The sequence below is a fragment of the Bacillus sp. FSL K6-0073 genome, from assembly GCF_038006085.1.
In the GTDB taxonomy this organism is placed as follows: domain Bacteria; phylum Bacillota; class Bacilli; order Bacillales; family Bacillaceae_G; genus Bacillus_A; species Bacillus_A cereus.
On sequence record NZ_JBBOUN010000001.1, the window covers coordinates 4441274 to 4459082 of the forward strand.

Below are 17809 nucleotides of genomic sequence, written 5' to 3' on the forward strand. Positions count from 1 at the left end.
CCCCCTCTAAGCCACTTTCCTTACTCTTCAATATTGAAACTAATATCAAGTGCTTTCACTGAATGTGTTAACGCTCCAAGTGAAATATAATCTACCCCTGTTTTTCCGTATTTCGATAAATCTTCAATTGTGATGCCCCCTGAAGCTTCCGTAACGATGGCACTTGGTACAATCTTTGAAAACTCCCGGATTTCATCTGGCGTACGATTATCGAACATAATAATATCCGCACCAGCAGCGACAGCCTCTCTCACCTGTTCCTCAGTTTCTGTTTCCACTTCTACCTTCACCATATGTCCTAACTTTTCTTTTACTGATGTAACAGCTTTTGTAATAGAACCAGCAAAAGCAATATGATTGTCTTTAATCATGACACCATCATATAAACCGAAGCGATGATTAAATCCACCGCCGCACACGACTGCATACTTATCAAACATACGTAGTCCTGGCATCGTTTTTCGCGTATCACAAATGCGAGTATGACTACTATCTAAAGCAAGAACCGCTTTACGCGTCATCGTCGCTATTCCACTCATACGCTGAATAACGTTTAATATAACGCGCTCTGCTGTTAATAACGATGCGATTGGACCTTGCACTGTTGCAATAATTTCTCCTTTTTCTACAAGATCCCCATCTTTTTTATGAAGCTCTATTTCAATTCTCTCATCAATTAATTTAAATCCTGATTCAATTACTAAACATCCTGCAAAGACCCCTGTATCCTTCGCAAGAAACGTTCCTTTCGAAAGCAAGTTATCTGGAAAAATAAGCTGAGATGTTACATCTCTTTCTCCTATATCTTCTAAAAAAAATCGGTTTAATGCTTCTTTAACTTTTATCGTGTTCATAAAGCCCCTCTTCCCCTCATCACACAAGTTGTAGTTTTCTCTTTACTCGAACAATCTCTTTCTTTCCTATATTTCTATCTGGATAATCACTCCGGTAATGCCCGCCAATACTTTCTTCTCTTTGCAAGGCTGACACAACTATAAGCTCACAAACCGTTAACATATTAATAAGCGTTATCTCTTCATTCGTAAGAACATCATGTTGTAATATCATATTTCGAACACCATACTTACTAAACCATCTCTTCGCATAAGATAAACTTTGCTCTGTTCGCACAATCCCAACATATTTCATCATGCATTTTTGTATTTCTTCTTTCGTCGGTAAATGATTCGGAACGATAAACTTTTCTTCCTTTTCAGCTAGCATGTTCACCTTTTCTTTTGTCTCTCTAGATAAAATGTGTCGTCCGATTCTTTTTCCAAACACAAGACCTTCTAATAATGAATTACTCGCTAATCTATTTGCACCATGAACTCCGTTACAAGCTACTTCACCGACTGCGTATAAGTTCGGAATAGACGTCTCTCCATCACAGTTCGTTTTCACGCCGCCCATGTGAAAATGAGTACCAGGCACGACTGGAATAAGTTTTTTATTTATATCGACTCCATTTGTTTTACATATCGATGACACGGTCGGAAAGCGTTGTTCAAAGTTTTGAATCATTTCGATGTTTAAGTACACTTTTTCACCCGCAAGTAGCTGTTCATGAATAGCCCGTGCGACTACATCACGAGGTGCTAGATCCTGTTCGGAATGTATATCCATCATAAAACGCTGCCCTTTTCCATTTATAAGGACAGCTCCTTCTCCGCGAACAGCTTCGGACACGAGGCCGGAACAACGCCCACCCGCGTATAACATCGTCGGATGAAATTGTATAAACTCTAAATCTACAAGCTCTCCGCCTGCACGGTACACCATTGCAAGTCCGTCGCCTGTAATCGTCTCATCATTAGAAGTAAAGGCGTATAAACCGCCAATACCGCCTGAAGCTAACACCGTACAATCTGCATTGTAACGTTTCAATTCTCCTTTATTGTTGCGAGTTAAAGCCCCAACACATTTATCTTTTTCTATAATAAAATCGAGCACCATTTCCTGTTCCACTACCGTAACGTATGGAGCTACTTCTTGAATAAGATGCTCTAATAAATTCTTTCCTGTTGCATCGCCACCTGCATGTAAAATACGACGTTTTCGATGCGCTCCTTCTTTTCCAAGATGAGGACCTGTTTCATCTCCATCAAATTTCATTCCTCTTTCAATAAGGTTATTAATTTCTTTCGGTCCCTCCTCGACTAAATAACGGACCACTTCTTCATTGTTATAATGACACCCTGCTACTAATGTATCTTCAAAATGATCATTAGGATTGTCATATGTAGCTACCGCTGCGGCAATTCCACCTTGAGCTAAATGTGTATTATTATTACGTTTCGTCTCCTTTGTGATAATAATCACATTCTTTTCGTGACAAATCTCTTTTGCAACACGAAGTGCCGCAACACCACTTCCAATAATTAAGACATCTGCACTTGGCATAATTGTTGCCTCCTACTTTACACTTTTCAACTGTCTTGACACCTATATTTACATAGTTTTAAAATAATGACAAGAGTTTTTTTATAATTCTTATTTTCACTACCATTTAAAAAGTAAAAGAACTGTAACTCTTACTAGAGAGAGGAACTTACATGATGATATATCTTGACTATGCAGCTACTACACCTATGAGCGAGGAAGCGTTACAAACATATATGAAAGCAGCGTCGCAATACTTCGGAAATGAACAAAGTTTACATGATATTGGAGGAACAGCTGCTTCTTTATTACAAGTTTGCCGAAAAACATTTGCGGAAATGATTGGAGGAAAAGAACAAGGAGTATTTTTCACAAGTGGCGGATCGGAATCAAACTATCTTGCGATTCAATCACTTCTAAATGCCCGAACTAAGAAGCATATTATTACGACACCTATGGAACATGCATCCATTCGAAGTTATTTTCAATCTCTAAAATCAAAAGGCTATACGATCACTGAAATTCCTGTTGATAAAAGCGGACTCCTTTGTTTAGTAGATTTAGAGGCAGCTATTACAGAAGATACTGCGCTAGCAAGTATACAGCATGGAAACTCTGAAATCGGAACCGTTCAAAACATTACAGAAATCGGGGCACTTTTAAAAAAATATAATGTTTTATTTCATACAGATTGTGTGCAAACGTTTGGTAAACTGCCTATCCATGTTTTTGAGATGGGCATTGATAGTCTTTCTGTTTCAGCACATAAAATATACGGACCAAAAGGTGTCGGCGCTTGCTACATAAATCCGCAATCTCGCTGGGAGCAAGTATTTCCGGGAACTTCTCACGAAAAAGGATTTCGCCCAGGTACAGTGAACGTTCCCGGCATCGCATCTTTTTTAACAGCTGCTGAAAATATATTAAAAACTCAATGGGAAGAAAGTTTACGTTTTAAAGAGTTACGCTCCTACTTTTTAGGGCAAATACAAACACTTCCGCTAGAAATTGAAGTAGAAGGTCATTCTACTTCTTGTTTACCACATATTGTTGGGGTTACAATAAAAGGAATAGAAGGTCAATATACTATGCTAGAATGTAATCGCCATGGTATCGCCATTTCCACCGGAAGTGCTTGCCAAGTCGGTAAACAAGAACCTTCGAAAACTATGCTTGCAATTGGAAAAACGTATGAAGAGGCCAAACAATATGTCCGCTTCTCTTTCGGACAACAAACAACGAAAGATCAAATTGATACTACTATTCATGCACTACACACAATTGGAAATCAATTTTATAGAGGTGTTAAATCATAATGAAACAAAATGACCAAAAAAAGATTTTAGGTGAAGAAAGACGACAGCTTATCCTTCAGTGGCTTCTCGCTGCAAATGAGCCGTTATCTGGGAATGAACTATCGAAGAAGACAAACGTAAGTAGGCAAGTTATCGTGCAAGATATTTCCTTGCTTAAAGCACGAAACGAACCAATTATTGCGACTGCCCAAGGCTATTTATATTTAAAACCACAAGAGAAACAACAAGCTTTTGAACGCGTAATCGTATGCCAGCACAAACCAGCAGAAGTACGTCAAGAACTTACAATGCTTGTTGACCACGGCGTTACGATTAAAGATGTAAAAGTTGAGCATCCTGTATACGGTGACTTAACAGCATCCATCATGGTAAGCAATCGCTTTGATGTAGAGCAATATTTACAAAAAATCGAAAACACAAATGCTTCCTATCTTTCACAACTAACAGATGGTATTCACTTACATACAATTGAGGCAGATTCTAAAGAAAAGTTAGATGCTGCTTGTGAGGCGTTAGATAAAGCAGGATTTCTGGTTTATTAATGTAAGGCACAGAGTTTTTATCATTCTCTGTGCTTTTTTAATGCTATAATATTGTAATCAATCGTAAAGGAGATCAAATATGGGAATTGAACTCGTTCACTTTAGCATTGGCAAACCGAAACAAATGAAATATGGCGAAGATAAAGAAATGATAACAGGTATATGTAAAGACCCTACAGAAGAGGCCTTTCTCTCAAAAGACGGATTTCGTGGTGATGATGTAGCGGATTTAAAACATCACGGCGGTCCTGATCGTGCTGTTTGTGTGTACCCACACGAGCATTACGCACTATGGGAAGAGGAATTTCAAACTACGCTTCCAGCTTCCACATTTGGCGAAAACATTACCGTAACAAATATGTTAGAGCGTGATGTTTGCATCGGAGATACATATCAACTAGGTGAATCAATCATTCAAGTGACACAATCAAGAGTACCTTGTAGCACAATTTCAAAACGTCTTGGCATCCCTGGCATACTGCCACGCATTGTAGCAACTGGATTTACAGGCTACCTATGCCGCGTTCTTCAAGAAGGTACTGTACGTAAAGATTCTAAAATTACATTACTAGAACGTCAACCGAGCAATATTTCTGTTTTGTTCTCTAACGAAATTTATTTTCATAATAGAAAAGATAAAGATGGCATTGAAAAAATTCTTGCCGTTCCAGAACTAGCTGATATTTGGCGTGGTCAGTTAGAAGATCGTCTTGCGAAGTTAAAATAAAGAATCACACCAGGTAAAACAGTATTGAGTCCATCATACCAGATGGACTCTTTTTATTTTCTCTTCCTTCACGTCCAAACATATAAAAATATATTTCATATTATATATGGACAACCTTTAATTCTTATATGTGAAGGGAGTGATTAATTATGGCGGATTACTTCTTAAAAAATGGAAAAAAATATTATAAGAAAAATGATCGTCCATGTAATTCTTCAAATTCAGATTCAAATAACTGTTTTATACAGAACTATACTATTTTCGGCACGGGAAATACCCCTCAAGATCTTGATATAACAACTGGAATTCCTCGAACTGTATTTGAAAACTTCACTAAAAATCATAATAAGACACTTATTAAATTTAGTTTCAGTCCTGCATTTGCAACAACGATTAGATTAACAATTGCAAGATTAAACCATCGCTCTCCACTTACATTTACCTTAACACCAGGAGATATTAAAACATTTTTAGTAGAAGATGTTGAGAGTATTACTTTCTCAGATACTGTAGCTCCATCTACACTCAATCTATTAATACAACAAACGAATTGTATTTGCTGCAGTAATTCGAACAATGATGAATCCTACTATTATAATAGTTGTAATGATGCGTACTAAAAACACGACAAAAGAGTTACCTATTCCTAACAGAAAGCCGTCCTAAATATCTTTTAGGACGGCTTCTTTATTTTGCTAGCTTAATTAATCACTTACTTCAATAGAATCGATAGCTTACTCTGCCTCAAACCGAAAAACAGCTTTTCATTTCAATCAAGTTTAACAACAGCTCCCCTCTACAACCAATAAGAAGAATAACTTCCCAACACAGTAACAGAAAAACCGAGTGCTTCAAGTTCCATCGTTACGCCTGGCAATAATACGTCATCATATGCTTTATCGACATCGATTAAGAAAAAGTAATTTCCAAGACCTGTTTTCATCGGACGCGATTCGATTTTTGATAAGTTTAATTTTCTCCATGCGAAAGCTGATAACACTTGATATAGGGCACCTGCATAATCTGCAGGTAACGTTATCATAAGCGTCGTTTTCTCTCCGCGATTCTCTCCGTTATTCGGGAGTACTGCTTTCTTTTTCTTATGGAGTACTAGGAAACGTGTGTGATTATTTTTATGCGTATGAATACTACGCCTCACAATTGTTAATCCGTATTTTTCTGCAGCTGCTTCATTTGCAATAGCAGCAACTTTCTCTTCAGGATGTTCTTTCACATATTGCGCAGCAGCACTTGTGGATGTCATATCTCGAACAGTTACTCCTTTTAATTCTTCATTTAAAAATTTATGGCACTGTGCAATGGCATGCGGATGAGAATGCACTGCATATACTTCACCCCACACTTCTGCATACTGCGGATGTACAAGTAAATGCTGCTGAATTGGTACTGTAATTTCTCCTACAATGGAAAGCGGCTGCTCATGTACAAGGTAATCAACCGTTATATTCACTGAACCTTCTATTGCATTTTCTAACGGTACAACTGCGAAGTCTACATTTTCATTTGCAGCTGCATCTATACAATCTGGAATCGTTCGATACGGTACATGCTCTGCTTCCGGAAAAAAACGACTCACCGCCATATTTGTAAATGTTGCTTCTGGTCCTAAATATCCTACTCGAATCATCGTTTTTTCCCCTCTTTTTCGTTTTCTTACTGTTATACCATACTTTTTTATATTCTTCTATGTAAATTTCGAATATTAAAAAAAGACTAGCATTCGCTAGTCTAAATGTTTCTTATATTCTCTTTGAGCGAAGAAGAAATAAATGATACATGCTGCGATATAAAACAGAATGAACAAACCTACTTTTCTTAATGATCCATCCATAAAAAGCGTATTATGAAACGTATATAACGCAACTGCACTGTGCATACTCCCTACTATAATTGGCGCAAAAAATAGCATACATAATTGCCAACGAGAAATTTTCCATACTTCTTCCTTCGTCATTCCAAGTTTAGAGAGTACACCATACTGCTTTCGGTCCGATGCAATATTATGGAACCATTTAAAATAAACGATACTACATGAAGTAAGAAAGAATAATATACTAATAAATGAGCCTACAAATAGAGTAATATCGCCGCCTTCTTTCATATTTACATACAACTCCATATTGCTTCGAAATGCATTATTATCTTGTTTCATATGTTTCCGTAAATCTTCATTTAATTTCTTCGTCTTTTCGATATTTGGTAATGTGTAGCCTCTATATATCATTTTTTCAGAATCAGGAACCTGATTTGCTATACTATCAAAATCTTCATCATTCATAACGAAGAACAGACCATTAATGTACGAAGGATGATGGTTAAATTGAACCCCTTCTTTCTGACCGTTAAATACGAATTGATATGGTTGATTCATTACTTGCAATTGAATCTCTTTTTGATTATATACATTCGAATTATTGTATTTATTATAATAAACGAGTGTCACTGTACCTTTTTTAGGACGATACGTTTTCTGTTTTTGTTTCCTTGCTTCTTGGTTATATTCACTTTCTTTTATAAGCGGTACTATTGTTGTTTCTCCTTTACTAGACTGAAAGGATGCATACACTCCAACAAAACTCATATATTGAAAATCGTCATACTCATATTGATGCAGTAATTTTTCAACCGCACCTTCCTCAAAGACTTCATGAGTAGAAATACCTTTTTCTATGTACGAAAACGAGTGTACCCCTCCAGTTCGCCACATATCTTGCATGCTAGAAAAATATAAGAACACCGTACCTGTTGCTGTAACTACAAACGTCGTTGCCATAGACATCAGAAAGAAAAAGCGACCATTTTCCTTCATTCGATGTGACAATTGATTCACTATAAATAAATACGGATATGTATACATAATCTTTTTATTTCGCTTTATCATTTCTAACACTTGGGTAGCTCCATGTGTAAAAGAAAAGTACGTTCCAAAAAAGACAAGTATAGACACAGGGAAAAAGTATATCACTATCGTAGCCATCGTCACTTGTAGCGCCAACGCATATCCGCCCACTAAACAAGCAAAGCCGAATAAACAGAGCCACTTTGATGTTTTCTTCTCTTTTTTATCTGTTCGAAATTCTTTCAACAACCGAATGATTTTTATATTCCATATACGTAAAGCACTTATAAAAGATAACAAAATAAAAACGACCATATATGTAATAAATGTTACACCAATCGCCCTTACGTCAAATATGACAGGGAGTTCTTTCGGAAGCCCCAGTAACATACTAAATACCATAAAAAAGAGTTTTAAAAATATCATACCAAGCCCAATACCGAAAATATTCGCGAAGACCCCGATTAAAATTTGCTCGGTCATAATCACTCCTATTACGTTAGACTTCGTTGCTCCCATTAACATATATAACCCTAATTCTTTCTTACGTGCTTCTATGAAAATAGAAGTAGAGTACAAAATAAATATGACGAAAAAAGAAATGATTATAACATTACATATGATAAGTCCCCAGCGTACGTTTTGATACCACATCGTCTCTTGCATATATGGATGCACAATGACAGACATATATGCGTAAGAAGCAAATATTGCAAAACAACTACTTAAGAAAAACACTTTATAATTACGCCAATTTCCTTTTATATTTTGCAGCGCTAGTTGCCGAATTTTCATCTATCGTCCTCCTGTAACTTACTACATAGGCAAAAAGCTAGAGGTTCCCCTAGCTTTTTACGTGTTTTAAATATCCTCTTTGTGCGATCATAAAGTAAATGGCAGAAGCTAAAATGTATGCTCCAATTACAAGCGCGCCTGATTTCCACAAATCAATATAAAGCATTTTTCCTAACGTATGAAGAGCAACTCCACTATGAATGGAACCGATTAAAATTGGGATAAAGAAGATAACTCCCATTTGTCGAATCGCAATTTTGCGAATTTCTTTATCTGTCATACCGATTCTCTTTAACGATTTAAATTGAATACGATCTTGTTCTTTATCGTTAAACCATTTAAAGTATGTCATACTACAAGCGAAGAAGAAGAACAGTACCGCTACGAAGAAACCGATGAACATTGTAATTGCTCCACCTTCTCTTATATCCTTATACGCAAACACTGAATTTCTCAATTCTCCTTGCTTTTCTGGTGCAATTTCATTTTTCAAATCTAATACAAGATCTTCTGTAATTTTCCAATCCTCAATATAATAACCATAATATTTCGTCTTTTCTTCATCTGGTACGAGTTTTGCATATTTCTCAAAATCTTGTTCATTTACAACGAGATATTCACTATCATTAAAAACAGAATACTGCGTTGGGGCATTTAATTGAACAGACTGCTTTTGTCCGTTAATTGTAAATTCATACGGTTTCGTACGGTCTATCTTCATCAGTTCATTTGACATATCAACCATAACCATCGTTGCACTACCCATTGCATTATGAATTTCTGAAGGTTGCTCTCTCTTTTGTTTACGCACTTCCGCATTATATTCTTTTTCTGAAATAATCGTCATCGGTACTTCATGTTCACTATTAAACAACGTTATTTTCTGTGTTGCTGGTAGTTTAACGTAGGTTACTTTTCGTGCATCTTCAAACCCGTGTCTCTTCACAAGCTCCTGTACCTTTTCTTCATTAATAAGGCTATATGTATTTAACCCCTTTTCCTCATATGAAATAGCATGTGGTGTAAGTTCTACCGTTTCCGCACTCAAATTTTCAAAATATACGTAAAGCGTGCCAACTGCCGAGGATACAATCGCCGTAATAATAGAAATTACAAATAGAAAACGAGCATTATCTTTCATTTTATAAATAAGGTTGCTAAGAACAAACATATTTGGATACGTATAGAAAGATTGCTTTCTTTTTTGTAATGCTTTTAATACAACTGTACTACCTTGTGTAAATAGTAAATACGTTCCGCCAATTGTCAGTCCTACCACCGGTAAAAAGAGGATGAGGAAATTCAGAAACGTTACTTGGAAGCTAAGTACATATGCAACAATAATACATCCTATACCAACTACACATAACCATGTAAATGCAAATGGCTCTACTTTTTGCTTTCTTGCCTCTCTTAATAAATCAATAATTTGCAAGCGTCCTACTGTCCAAACACTAAACAATGATAGGATTAAAAATAGAATAAAGTATACACCAGCTGTAATAAGAACTGCTTTACTATTCCAAACAAGTGGAAGTGTCTTATCTATTTTTAATAATACGCTTAACGCTTGGAAAAATAATTTTGAACAAAGCATTCCAACCCCAATACCAACTACAATTGCAATACTACCTAACATCAGTTGCTCTAATATAATCATTCGGCCGAGCTGCGATTTCGTTCCGCCTATTAATGTTAGTAGACCAAACTCTTTTTTTCTTGCTCGTAAAAACGTTGAATTTGCATATAAAATAAAGAGTGCCGAGAAGATGACCACAATATAATTCATCGATTCTAATCCTTTTGTGATCATCTTTCTCATACTAATATTACCGCTTACGACATCTGGATGATAAATAAAAGAAGCATACATAAAAAATACGACAATCGATAAACAACTACTTATAAGAAACGCTTTATAGTTACGCCAATTTCCTTTTACGTTATTAAGCGCGAGCTGGCGAAAGTTCATGATATTCTCCTCCTAGCATCGCAAGTACGTCCAGAATTTCTTGGAAAAAGGCTTGTTTCGTTCTTCCTTTATGTATTTCCGAGAAAATTTCTCCATCGCGTATGAAAAGGATACGTTCACAATAACTAGCCGCTACTGGATCGTGCGTAACCATTGCAATCGTTACTTTCTTTTGCTCGTGTAAATCTTGCAGGGCTCCCATTAGCGATTTCGCTGACTTTGAGTCTAAGTTTCCAGTTGGCTCATCTGCTAAAATTAACGTCGGTTCATGAATGATTGCTCTCGCTGCTGCTGCACGTTGTTGTTGTCCCCCAGATACTTCGTATACTTTTTTATTTAAAATTTCTTCGATGTTTAAAAACTTTGCAATTTCCAGTACTTTCGCATCGATTTCATTTACAGATTTCTTCGCCATTACAAGTGGTAAAATAATGTTTTCTTTAATGGATAACGTATCAAGTAAGTTAAAATCTTGGAAGATGAATCCTAAATGTGTACGGCGAAACTCCGCTAATTTTGCAGCACGCATTTGATTAATTTCTTCACCATTTACAAGCACATGACCTGAAGTTTGCTTATCAATTGTTGCTAATAAATTTAAAAGCGTCGTTTTTCCGCTTCCTGAAGGGCCCATAATCCCTACAAATTCGCCTTCTTCTATTTTAAAATTTATATCGTTTAAAGCAGTCGTCGCTACTGAACCTTTTGATTGGTACACCTTCGTTAAGCCTTTTACTTCAAGAACACTCATTTCTAATCCCCCTATGTGTTTTCTTCTTACATTTACTATAAGAAAAATAAGAAAAAGAAACGAGTGATTTCCCTTACAAAACGTTTTGTTATCTTACAGTTTTGTCATTTTTCTCATCAATGTATGATATTCTTCATCTTTTGCAAATTGGAACGTGAATGTTGTCCCTTCTCCTTCAGCCGATTGGACATACATTCCATGATGTAAATTATCACAAATTTCCTTCGTAATATATAAGCCCATCCCAGTCGCTTCTCTCGTTTTACGTCCATTTATTCCCGTAAAAAATGGATCAAATATGCGCTTTACGTCTTGCTCTGGAATACCAATTCCATTGTCCTTAATATGTAATAACACCTTTTGATTTTTCTCTTCAATTTGAAATTGAATTTCTTTTTTCTCTGCCGCTGAAATTTTTGTATACTTGATTGCGTTTACAACAATTTGACCTATAGCAATACTCAGCCATTTTCTATCAGATGCAACCATACAAGTATCTTCTTCAAACATCACTTTCGGAAATACAGACGATTGAATGAAGGATTTTCGATTTTCATTAATAATACCTCGCACGACATCTATAACATTTACTACTTCTACCTTATAATCTTTCGCAAACTGCTCTAGTCTTGCCATATGTAACGCTAAATCTAAACCATTTAGTATACGGTTATTTTCTTCACGAATACTTTCAACTGTTGCTCTTGCCTCACGATGCTCTTTGCCAAACTTCTGCAACAATAATTCAATAACAGATACTGGTGTTTTCATTTGGTGAATCCATTGGTTCATAAATATCATTTGTTGTTGCTCTTTCGTATGCTGTTTATGAACTTCATTCATATATTGCTGTCTTAATAACGTAAAAGATTCAACGACCATTTCTTGCTCTGATGTATAAGATTCATCAATAAGTAAAGAGTCATGTAATGTATTTCCACCAGTAACATACTTTTCGATCCTCTTTAAAAACACACTCCGTTTTCGGTAATCGTAAATGAGGTATACAGTAAACACAACTGTTCCTAATAAAAGTCCATATAACCACGTACTCCAATCAATGGATTTCTTTTCCAAAAGACTTTGCAACTGTAAAACGAGCCCAAATAAACAAAGGCTAACAAGATAAGAAAGAATTAAAGAAAAGCGGTCCATAAGGTAATTTTTAACCTTCATGCCCTTCGCCCCACTCCGTAAGAAGCGCATAACCATATCCACGTTTCGTTACAATTGCATTTTTAATGCCTAACTCCTCTAGTTTCTTCCTTACACGTTTTACATTTACGGTTAATGTATTATCATCCACAAATGCTACTTCATCCCATAGAGCTTCTAACAGTTCTTCGCGCGATACATATTGATTCACCTGTTTCATTAAACACTCTAATAAGTAAAATTCATTTTTTGTCAGTTCAGTTTGTTGTCCTTGCCACTCAACAATATGCTGAGACGGGAATAACAACAGTCCATTTACACCTAAACAATCACTCTCAGCAGCAGAAGCATACTCTCCGTAACCACGGCGAAGTGCACTCTTCACCTTTGCCATTACGACATCTAAATGGAATGGCTTCGTAATATAATCATCACCGCCATTTTCAATCGCCATTACTTGATCCATTTCTCCTGTTCTTGCAGAAACAAAAATAATTGGCGCATTCGATACAGTACGAATTTGACGACACCAATAAAAACCGTCAAAGTACGGTAAATTAATATCAAGTAACACGAGATGAGGATTCACTTTTACAAACTCATCTTTTATTTGACGTAAATCACTTGCTCTAAATGATTGATAGCCATACCTTTCTAAATGCTCTTCCAATATTCCCGCGATTTTCTCATCATCTTCTACAATTAATATTTTATACATGCTCGTTTTCTCCCCATAAAAAATTCTTCTAAAACCACTCCCTTTTTATTATAAATTGAAAATTTAATTAGTGGGGATTTTTTCCTATATAAATCCGATTTTTACGATATAAAAAAAAGACTGCCGTATTTCGGCAGTCTTAATCGATAAATTCAAATTCATATTCAAGAATTTTTACAATATCTCCGTCTTTCGCACCACGTGCACGAAGCGCTTCATCAATACCCATTCCGCGCATTTGACGAGCGAAACGACGTATAGATTCATCACGTGAGAAGTCTGTCATCTTGAATGTTTTCTCGATATCGTAACCAGAGATAACAAACGTGCCATCACTTTCACGTGTAATTTCAAATTTAACACCTTCAGTATCAAATTTGTACATTACACTTGTATCAGACTCATCCGCAACTTCATGTATTGGGAATTCTGGTGTTGTTTCTATTAAGTTCGCTACTTCAAACAGTAAGTCACGAACACCTTGTCTTGTTACAGCTGAGATTGGGAAGATTTTTACTTCGTCTCCCACTTTCTCTTTAAATGCTTGTAAGTTTTCTTCTGCATCTGGCATATCCATTTTGTTTGCAACAACAACTTGTGGACGCTCAGTTAAGCGAAGATTGTATTCTTTTAATTCATTATTAATCGTTACGTAATCTTCATATGGATCACGGCCTTCTAAACCAGACATATCAATAACATGCACGATTACACGTGTACGCTCAATATGACGTAAGAATTGGTGTCCAAGTCCGACGCCAGCATGTGCGCCTTCAATTAGTCCTGGAAGGTCAGCCATAACGAAGCTGCGGTTATCACCCGTTTCAACAACACCAAGATTTGGAACGATTGTTGTGAAATGATACTCTGCAATTTTCGGACGCGCTGATGATACAACAGATAATAATGTAGATTTACCTACACTTGGGAATCCAACAAGTCCAACGTCTGCTAGTACTTTAAGTTCTAGAATAACATCACGCTCTTGACCTGGTTCCCCGTTCTCAGCGATTTCTGGCGCTGGGTTCGTAGCTGTTGCGAAACGTGAGTTACCACGGCCACCGCGGCCACCTTTTGCAATTACAGCAGTTTGTCCATGCGTTACTAAATCGGCAAGAATTTGACCAGTTTTTTCATCTTTTACTACTGTTCCTGGTGGAATCTTTACAAGTAAATCTTCAGACTTACGTCCGTGCTGACCTTTACTCATTCCGTGCTGACCGCGATCAGCTTTGAAATGACGTTGGTAGCGGAAGTCCATTAATGTACGTAAGCCTTCCTCAACTACGAAAACAACATCTGCACCTTTACCACCGTCGCCACCTGCTGGGCCACCTTTTGGTACATACTTCTCACGACGATACGCAACCATACCATTACCACCGTCGCCGCCTTTTACATATATCTTGACCTGATCTACAAACATTATTTCACCACACTTTTTTCAATTGGTTGTAATATAACTGAGACTTCTTCGTCTCGCACTGTATAAGAAATGGAATACCATTTATTGTTTTGGGTCGCAAGCCAATTCTGTAGTTCTTCTACACTCGTTAGCTTACCACGAAAATCAAAAAAGAAACGAGCATTATCCGCGTCACATTCAATTGTGATACAAACATAATTTTCAACATATACGTCTAAACTATGCTGAAGCATCGAGAAAAATTGATTCGTCCATGTACATACAGTCTCATCTAAGTGAGATAAGTTATGTAATTTCCCTAATACTTCGTACTCCAATAAGCACGGCTGCTGTTTCCAATTATATGTTAAAATCCACTCTGAAAATAAAGGCATTGATAGCCCCATCAGATTGGATTCTTGTCTCGCTTCTTGGACAAAACGATCGATGAGACTATGAATTTCTTCCACTTTTCCAAGGGAAAGGTTTCCTTTCACCATCTGCATACGATTGAGCCAATCATGTCTTGAATGGCGCAATGCATCTATAATTGTCCATTTTTCATTCATTTAGATACCCCTTAATATAGAAAAACTCTAACCTGCACTCAGGTTAGAGTTTTCCGTGAGTTCTTATGCTTCTTGAGCAACAGGATATACGCTCACTTGTTTGCGGTCACGACCAAGACGCTCAAAGCGTACTACGCCGTCAACTTTCGCGTATAAAGTGTCATCGCCACCACGACCAACGTTAACACCTGGATAAATTTTTGTACCGCGTTGACGGTAAAGAATTGAACCACCTGTAACCGTTTGACCATCTGCGCGTTTAGCACCAAGACGTTTTGACTGAGAGTCACGACCGTTCTTTGTACTACCTACACCTTTCTTAGATGCGAAAAACTGAAGATCTAATCTTAACATACGTTACACCTCCTGCACTTTTTCTATTAAACGGATATACTTTCCGTAATCAAGTTCGATCGTCTTAAGCGAAACAACTAATCCTTCTAAAAGTGTTTGTGCTTTTTCTGCTGTATGAACGTCTAAATCATTAGGCAATTCATACGTTAAGAATCCGCCATCACTTCCGAGTTCAATAGTTGCTTGCACATTACAAAGTTCTTCCACTGCATTTATAGAACCAAACACAACCGCTGTAGTTCCAGCACAGACAAGGTCTTGTCCATGTGGCGCATAATCGGCATGTCCAGTCATTTTAAATGATTGGATACTTCCTAATTTCGTGCGACTTATCGTAATTTTAATCATGTTAACCAGAATTAAGCGTTGATAGCTTCAACAACTAGCTTAGTGTAAGGTTGACGATGACCTTGTTTCTTACGATTGTTCTTTTTCGCTTTGTATTTGAAAACGATAATTTTCTTAGCGCGACCTTGTTTTTCAACTTTCGCAGTAACTGTTGCACCTTCTACAACTGGGCTACCAACTTTAACGTTTTCGCCACCAACGAAAAGAACTTTGTCAAAAGTAACAGTTTCACCAGCTTCAACATCTAATTTTTCAATGTAGATTGCTTGACCAGCTTCAACTTTAATTTGTTTTCCACCTGTTTCGATAATTGCGTACATACTTGCACCTCCTCTTAATTACTAAGACTCGCCAAAAACGAGGTAGACATAAATGCCTTTAGGGAACCTGTCTTGTGCGGTTGTAGCATATAGCCGTTTAGGTGCTATAAACTATAACATAAAGATGTTATCATGAATCATAGACGGTTGTCAATAAATGTTCTGCTAACTATTTTTTCCGCTCTACAATTTCTTTTTTACTTCCAAAACGAACGATAGCATACTTTTCGATATTATCATCTTTGAAATAAATTTCAAATGGAATATTTTTTTGTAATTCTTTTTGCAAAAACTGTTTTTGCAGTTCTTTAGGCGCAGCGATTAATACCGCTTCATCTTCTATATTGCCATATGTGATTAGTTCTCTCTCTAACTCATACGCAATTGTTTCATGCGACATCACATAACCCGTCGCTTTGCAAGGTACACACTCTTTTAATAATACGTCTCGTAAAGAATGCTTTTTACGTTTACGTGTCATTTCCAAAATCCCTAGCTCCGTAAAGCCGAGCACCCTTGTATATGTGCGGTCATCTTGCATAGCAGCTATGAGACATTCTCTTACCTTTTCTTTATCTTCTCTTTTTTTCATATTAATAAAATCAATTAATATCATACCACCAATATCACGAATTCTTAATTGGCGTGCAATTTCTTCAGCTGCCATCTCATTTGTGCGAAGTACTGTATCTTGTAAATTTTGTTTTCCCGTAAACTTGCCCGTATTCACATCAATTACAGTCATCGTCTCCATTTGTTCTACAATTAAATAAGCACCATTTGAAAGCCAAACAATTTTTTGAAGTGCTTTCTCAATTTCACGCTCTATTCCAAAATGGTTAAACATCGAAGACTTTTCATTATAAAAAGATACTTTTTCTTTTCCAATTTTGTCTTCTAATTCTTTTACTATACTTCTTGTATCTACAACTACTTTTTCAATGGTTTCAATTGGGTTCTCTTGAAATACACGATCTAAAAAGGTCGCCGGTCGATGAAGTAATAACGGCGCCTTTCCTTGGCCCTCTTTTCTTTTTAACTCTTCATACAACTGTTGTAACTCTTGCATTTCAGCTTGTATTTCTTCAATTGCTCCTTTTTCAGAAGCAGAACGGAAAATGTATCCCCCCGTTCCCTCTATTTCAATTTGGAGTAATTGTTGTCTTCTTTTATTATTTTTTATTTTTCGAGAAACAGCGCGCATCTCACCAAACGGCATATAAACGACATATTTCCCGGTAAATTCTATATTCGCTGTCAATTTAGGCCCTTTCGTATCAATTGCCTCTTTCGCAACTTGTACGAGTATCGCTTGCCCTTCATGTATACGATAAGAAGATGGTACATCATCGTATGAAAGGTAAGCATGTTTTTCTAAACCGATGTTTACAAAAGCTGCATTCATTCCAGCAATTGTTCTTACGACACGTCCAACATAAATATGCCCAACAATCTCTTGCTCTTCATTACGTTTCCATAAAAACTCAACAATTTTTTTCTTCTCTTCAATTGCAACGCGCTTTTCCGAACCAGCGTAATTCACATATAACGTTTTCAAAATTATTTCCTCACTTTATAATCTTCTTTGCTTTTAC

Annotated in this window: 18 protein-coding genes and 1 other annotated feature; of the genes, 4 read left to right on the top strand and 14 right to left on the bottom strand. The window is 36.7% G+C overall.

Annotated features, from left to right (window positions below; all coding sequences use genetic code 11):
* Positions 1-20: 20 nt before the first annotated feature.
* Entirely contained in the window at positions 21-854 is an 834-nt protein-coding gene (gene nadC, locus MHB52_RS22945; RefSeq protein ID WP_001092207.1) for a carboxylating nicotinate-nucleotide diphosphorylase, read from the bottom strand.
* Between the two features lie 19 nt (positions 855-873).
* Positions 874-2403, bottom strand: coding sequence for an L-aspartate oxidase (nadB, locus tag MHB52_RS22950; protein WP_061664896.1), 1530 nt, complete (start codon positions 2401-2403; stop codon positions 874-876).
* 152 nt (positions 2404-2555) lie between these two features.
* Between nadB and MHB52_RS22955 the strand changes: the two genes are divergently transcribed.
* The 4 genes from MHB52_RS22955 (at position 2556) to MHB52_RS22970 (ending at position 5587) form a co-directional block, all read left to right on the top strand.
* On the top strand, positions 2556-3698 hold the full coding sequence (locus MHB52_RS22955) for an IscS subfamily cysteine desulfurase (protein ID WP_000973758.1): 1143 nt from the start codon (positions 2556-2558) through the stop codon (positions 3696-3698).
* Complete coding sequence (locus MHB52_RS22960) at positions 3698-4240, top strand: transcription repressor NadR (RefSeq protein ID WP_000812240.1); 543 nt, start codon at positions 3698-3700, stop codon at positions 4238-4240. The genes MHB52_RS22955 and MHB52_RS22960 overlap by 1 nt, the downstream gene beginning before the upstream one ends.
* 79 nt (positions 4241-4319) lie before the next feature.
* A complete protein-coding gene (locus MHB52_RS22965) occupies positions 4320-4967 on the top strand; it encodes an MOSC domain-containing protein (protein WP_016118666.1) in 648 nt (215 codons plus the stop codon).
* A gap of 149 nt (positions 4968-5116) precedes the next feature.
* Complete coding sequence (locus MHB52_RS22970) at positions 5117-5587, top strand: hypothetical protein (RefSeq protein WP_000796370.1); 471 nt, start codon at positions 5117-5119, stop codon at positions 5585-5587.
* 176 nt (positions 5588-5763) lie between these two features.
* Here the strand turns inward: MHB52_RS22970 and pheA are convergent, their stop codons facing one another.
* From pheA to MHB52_RS23030, 12 genes are all read right to left on the bottom strand, one after another.
* Positions 5764-6615 carry a prephenate dehydratase gene (gene pheA, locus MHB52_RS22975; protein ID WP_000621707.1) on the bottom strand — a complete coding sequence of 284 codons (852 nt, stop codon included), beginning with the start codon at positions 6613-6615 and terminating at the stop codon, positions 5764-5766.
* 96 nt (positions 6616-6711) lie between these two features.
* The gene (locus MHB52_RS22980; protein WP_044796603.1) at positions 6712-8622 is read right to left on the bottom strand and encodes an ABC transporter permease; all 1911 of its coding nucleotides are present in this window, start codon (positions 8620-8622) and stop codon (positions 6712-6714) included.
* Between the two features lie 49 nt (positions 8623-8671).
* Positions 8672-10594 carry an ABC transporter permease gene (locus tag MHB52_RS22985; protein ID WP_061664897.1) on the bottom strand — a complete coding sequence of 641 codons (1923 nt, stop codon included), beginning with the start codon at positions 10592-10594 and terminating at the stop codon, positions 8672-8674.
* A complete protein-coding gene (locus MHB52_RS22990) occupies positions 10569-11345 on the bottom strand; it encodes an ABC transporter ATP-binding protein (RefSeq protein WP_000114529.1) in 777 nt (258 codons plus the stop codon). Before MHB52_RS22990 ends, MHB52_RS22985 begins: the two co-directional genes overlap by 26 nt.
* 93 nt (positions 11346-11438) lie before the next feature.
* Positions 11439-12521, bottom strand: a complete 1083-nt coding sequence (locus MHB52_RS22995; protein WP_061664898.1) for a HAMP domain-containing histidine kinase — start codon at positions 12519-12521, stop codon at positions 11439-11441.
* Entirely contained in the window at positions 12511-13218 is a 708-nt protein-coding gene (locus tag MHB52_RS23000) for a response regulator transcription factor (RefSeq protein ID WP_000276725.1), read from the bottom strand. Before MHB52_RS23000 ends, MHB52_RS22995 begins: the two co-directional genes overlap by 11 nt.
* Positions 13219-13357: 139 nt before the next feature.
* Positions 13358-14644: a GTPase ObgE gene (gene obgE / locus MHB52_RS23005; protein ID WP_061664899.1), complete on the bottom strand. Its 1287-nt coding sequence runs from the start codon at positions 14642-14644 to the stop codon at positions 13358-13360.
* Positions 14644-15192 (bottom strand): sporulation initiation phosphotransferase B, encoded by a 549-nt coding sequence (locus MHB52_RS23010; RefSeq protein WP_001003584.1) that lies wholly within the window; start codon positions 15190-15192, stop codon positions 14644-14646. The genes obgE and MHB52_RS23010 overlap by 1 nt, the downstream gene beginning before the upstream one ends.
* Positions 15193-15255: 63 nt before the next feature.
* Positions 15256-15546, bottom strand: a complete 291-nt coding sequence (gene rpmA / locus MHB52_RS23015) for a 50S ribosomal protein L27 (protein WP_000944958.1) — start codon at positions 15544-15546, stop codon at positions 15256-15258.
* 3 nt (positions 15547-15549) lie between these two features.
* On the bottom strand, positions 15550-15894 hold the full coding sequence (locus MHB52_RS23020) for a ribosomal-processing cysteine protease Prp (RefSeq protein ID WP_002001054.1): 345 nt from the start codon (positions 15892-15894) through the stop codon (positions 15550-15552).
* Positions 15895-15905: 11 nt separating this feature from the next.
* Complete coding sequence (rplU, locus tag MHB52_RS23025; RefSeq protein ID WP_000270907.1) at positions 15906-16214, bottom strand: 50S ribosomal protein L21; 309 nt, start codon at positions 16212-16214, stop codon at positions 15906-15908.
* 14 nt (positions 16215-16228) lie between these two features.
* Positions 16229-16306 (bottom strand) — a sequence feature (ribosomal protein L21 leader region).
* Positions 16307-16383: 77 nt separating this feature from the next.
* Entirely contained in the window at positions 16384-17772 is a 1389-nt protein-coding gene (locus tag MHB52_RS23030) for an Rne/Rng family ribonuclease (protein WP_016118671.1), read from the bottom strand.
* Positions 17773-17809 lie beyond the last annotated feature (37 nt).

What these genes read in the sequence shown, in the direction of transcription:
- nadC (WP_001092207.1), bottom strand. Translation starts at nt 854, where the DNA reads ATGAACACGATAAAAGTTAAAGAAGCATTAAACCGATTTTTTTTAGAA.
- nadB (WP_061664896.1), bottom strand. Translation starts at nt 2,403, where the DNA reads ATGCCAAGTGCAGATGTCTTAATTATTGGAAGTGGTGTTGCGGCACTT.
- MHB52_RS22955 (WP_000973758.1), top strand. Translation starts at nt 2,556, where the DNA reads ATGATGATATATCTTGACTATGCAGCTACTACACCTATGAGCGAGGAA.
- MHB52_RS22960 (WP_000812240.1), top strand. Translation starts at nt 3,698, where the DNA reads ATGAAACAAAATGACCAAAAAAAGATTTTAGGTGAAGAAAGACGACAG.
- MHB52_RS22965 (WP_016118666.1), top strand. Translation starts at nt 4,320, where the DNA reads ATGGGAATTGAACTCGTTCACTTTAGCATTGGCAAACCGAAACAAATG.
- MHB52_RS22970 (WP_000796370.1), top strand. Translation starts at nt 5,117, where the DNA reads ATGGCGGATTACTTCTTAAAAAATGGAAAAAAATATTATAAGAAAAAT.
- pheA (WP_000621707.1), bottom strand. Translation starts at nt 6,615, where the DNA reads ATGATTCGAGTAGGATATTTAGGACCAGAAGCAACATTTACAAATATG.
- MHB52_RS22980 (WP_044796603.1), bottom strand. Translation starts at nt 8,622, where the DNA reads ATGAAAATTCGGCAACTAGCGCTGCAAAATATAAAAGGAAATTGGCGT.
- MHB52_RS22985 (WP_061664897.1), bottom strand. Translation starts at nt 10,594, where the DNA reads ATGAACTTTCGCCAGCTCGCGCTTAATAACGTAAAAGGAAATTGGCGT.
- MHB52_RS22990 (WP_000114529.1), bottom strand. Translation starts at nt 11,345, where the DNA reads ATGAGTGTTCTTGAAGTAAAAGGCTTAACGAAGGTGTACCAATCAAAA.
- MHB52_RS22995 (WP_061664898.1), bottom strand. Translation starts at nt 12,521, where the DNA reads ATGAAGGTTAAAAATTACCTTATGGACCGCTTTTCTTTAATTCTTTCT.
- MHB52_RS23000 (WP_000276725.1), bottom strand. Translation starts at nt 13,218, where the DNA reads ATGTATAAAATATTAATTGTAGAAGATGATGAGAAAATCGCGGGAATA.
- obgE (WP_061664899.1), bottom strand. Translation starts at nt 14,644, where the DNA reads ATGTTTGTAGATCAGGTCAAGATATATGTAAAAGGCGGCGACGGTGGT.
- MHB52_RS23010 (WP_001003584.1), bottom strand. Translation starts at nt 15,192, where the DNA reads ATGAATGAAAAATGGACAATTATAGATGCATTGCGCCATTCAAGACAT.
- rpmA (WP_000944958.1), bottom strand. Translation starts at nt 15,546, where the DNA reads ATGTTAAGATTAGATCTTCAGTTTTTCGCATCTAAGAAAGGTGTAGGT.
- MHB52_RS23020 (WP_002001054.1), bottom strand. Translation starts at nt 15,894, where the DNA reads ATGATTAAAATTACGATAAGTCGCACGAAATTAGGAAGTATCCAATCA.
- rplU (WP_000270907.1), bottom strand. Translation starts at nt 16,214, where the DNA reads ATGTACGCAATTATCGAAACAGGTGGAAAACAAATTAAAGTTGAAGCT.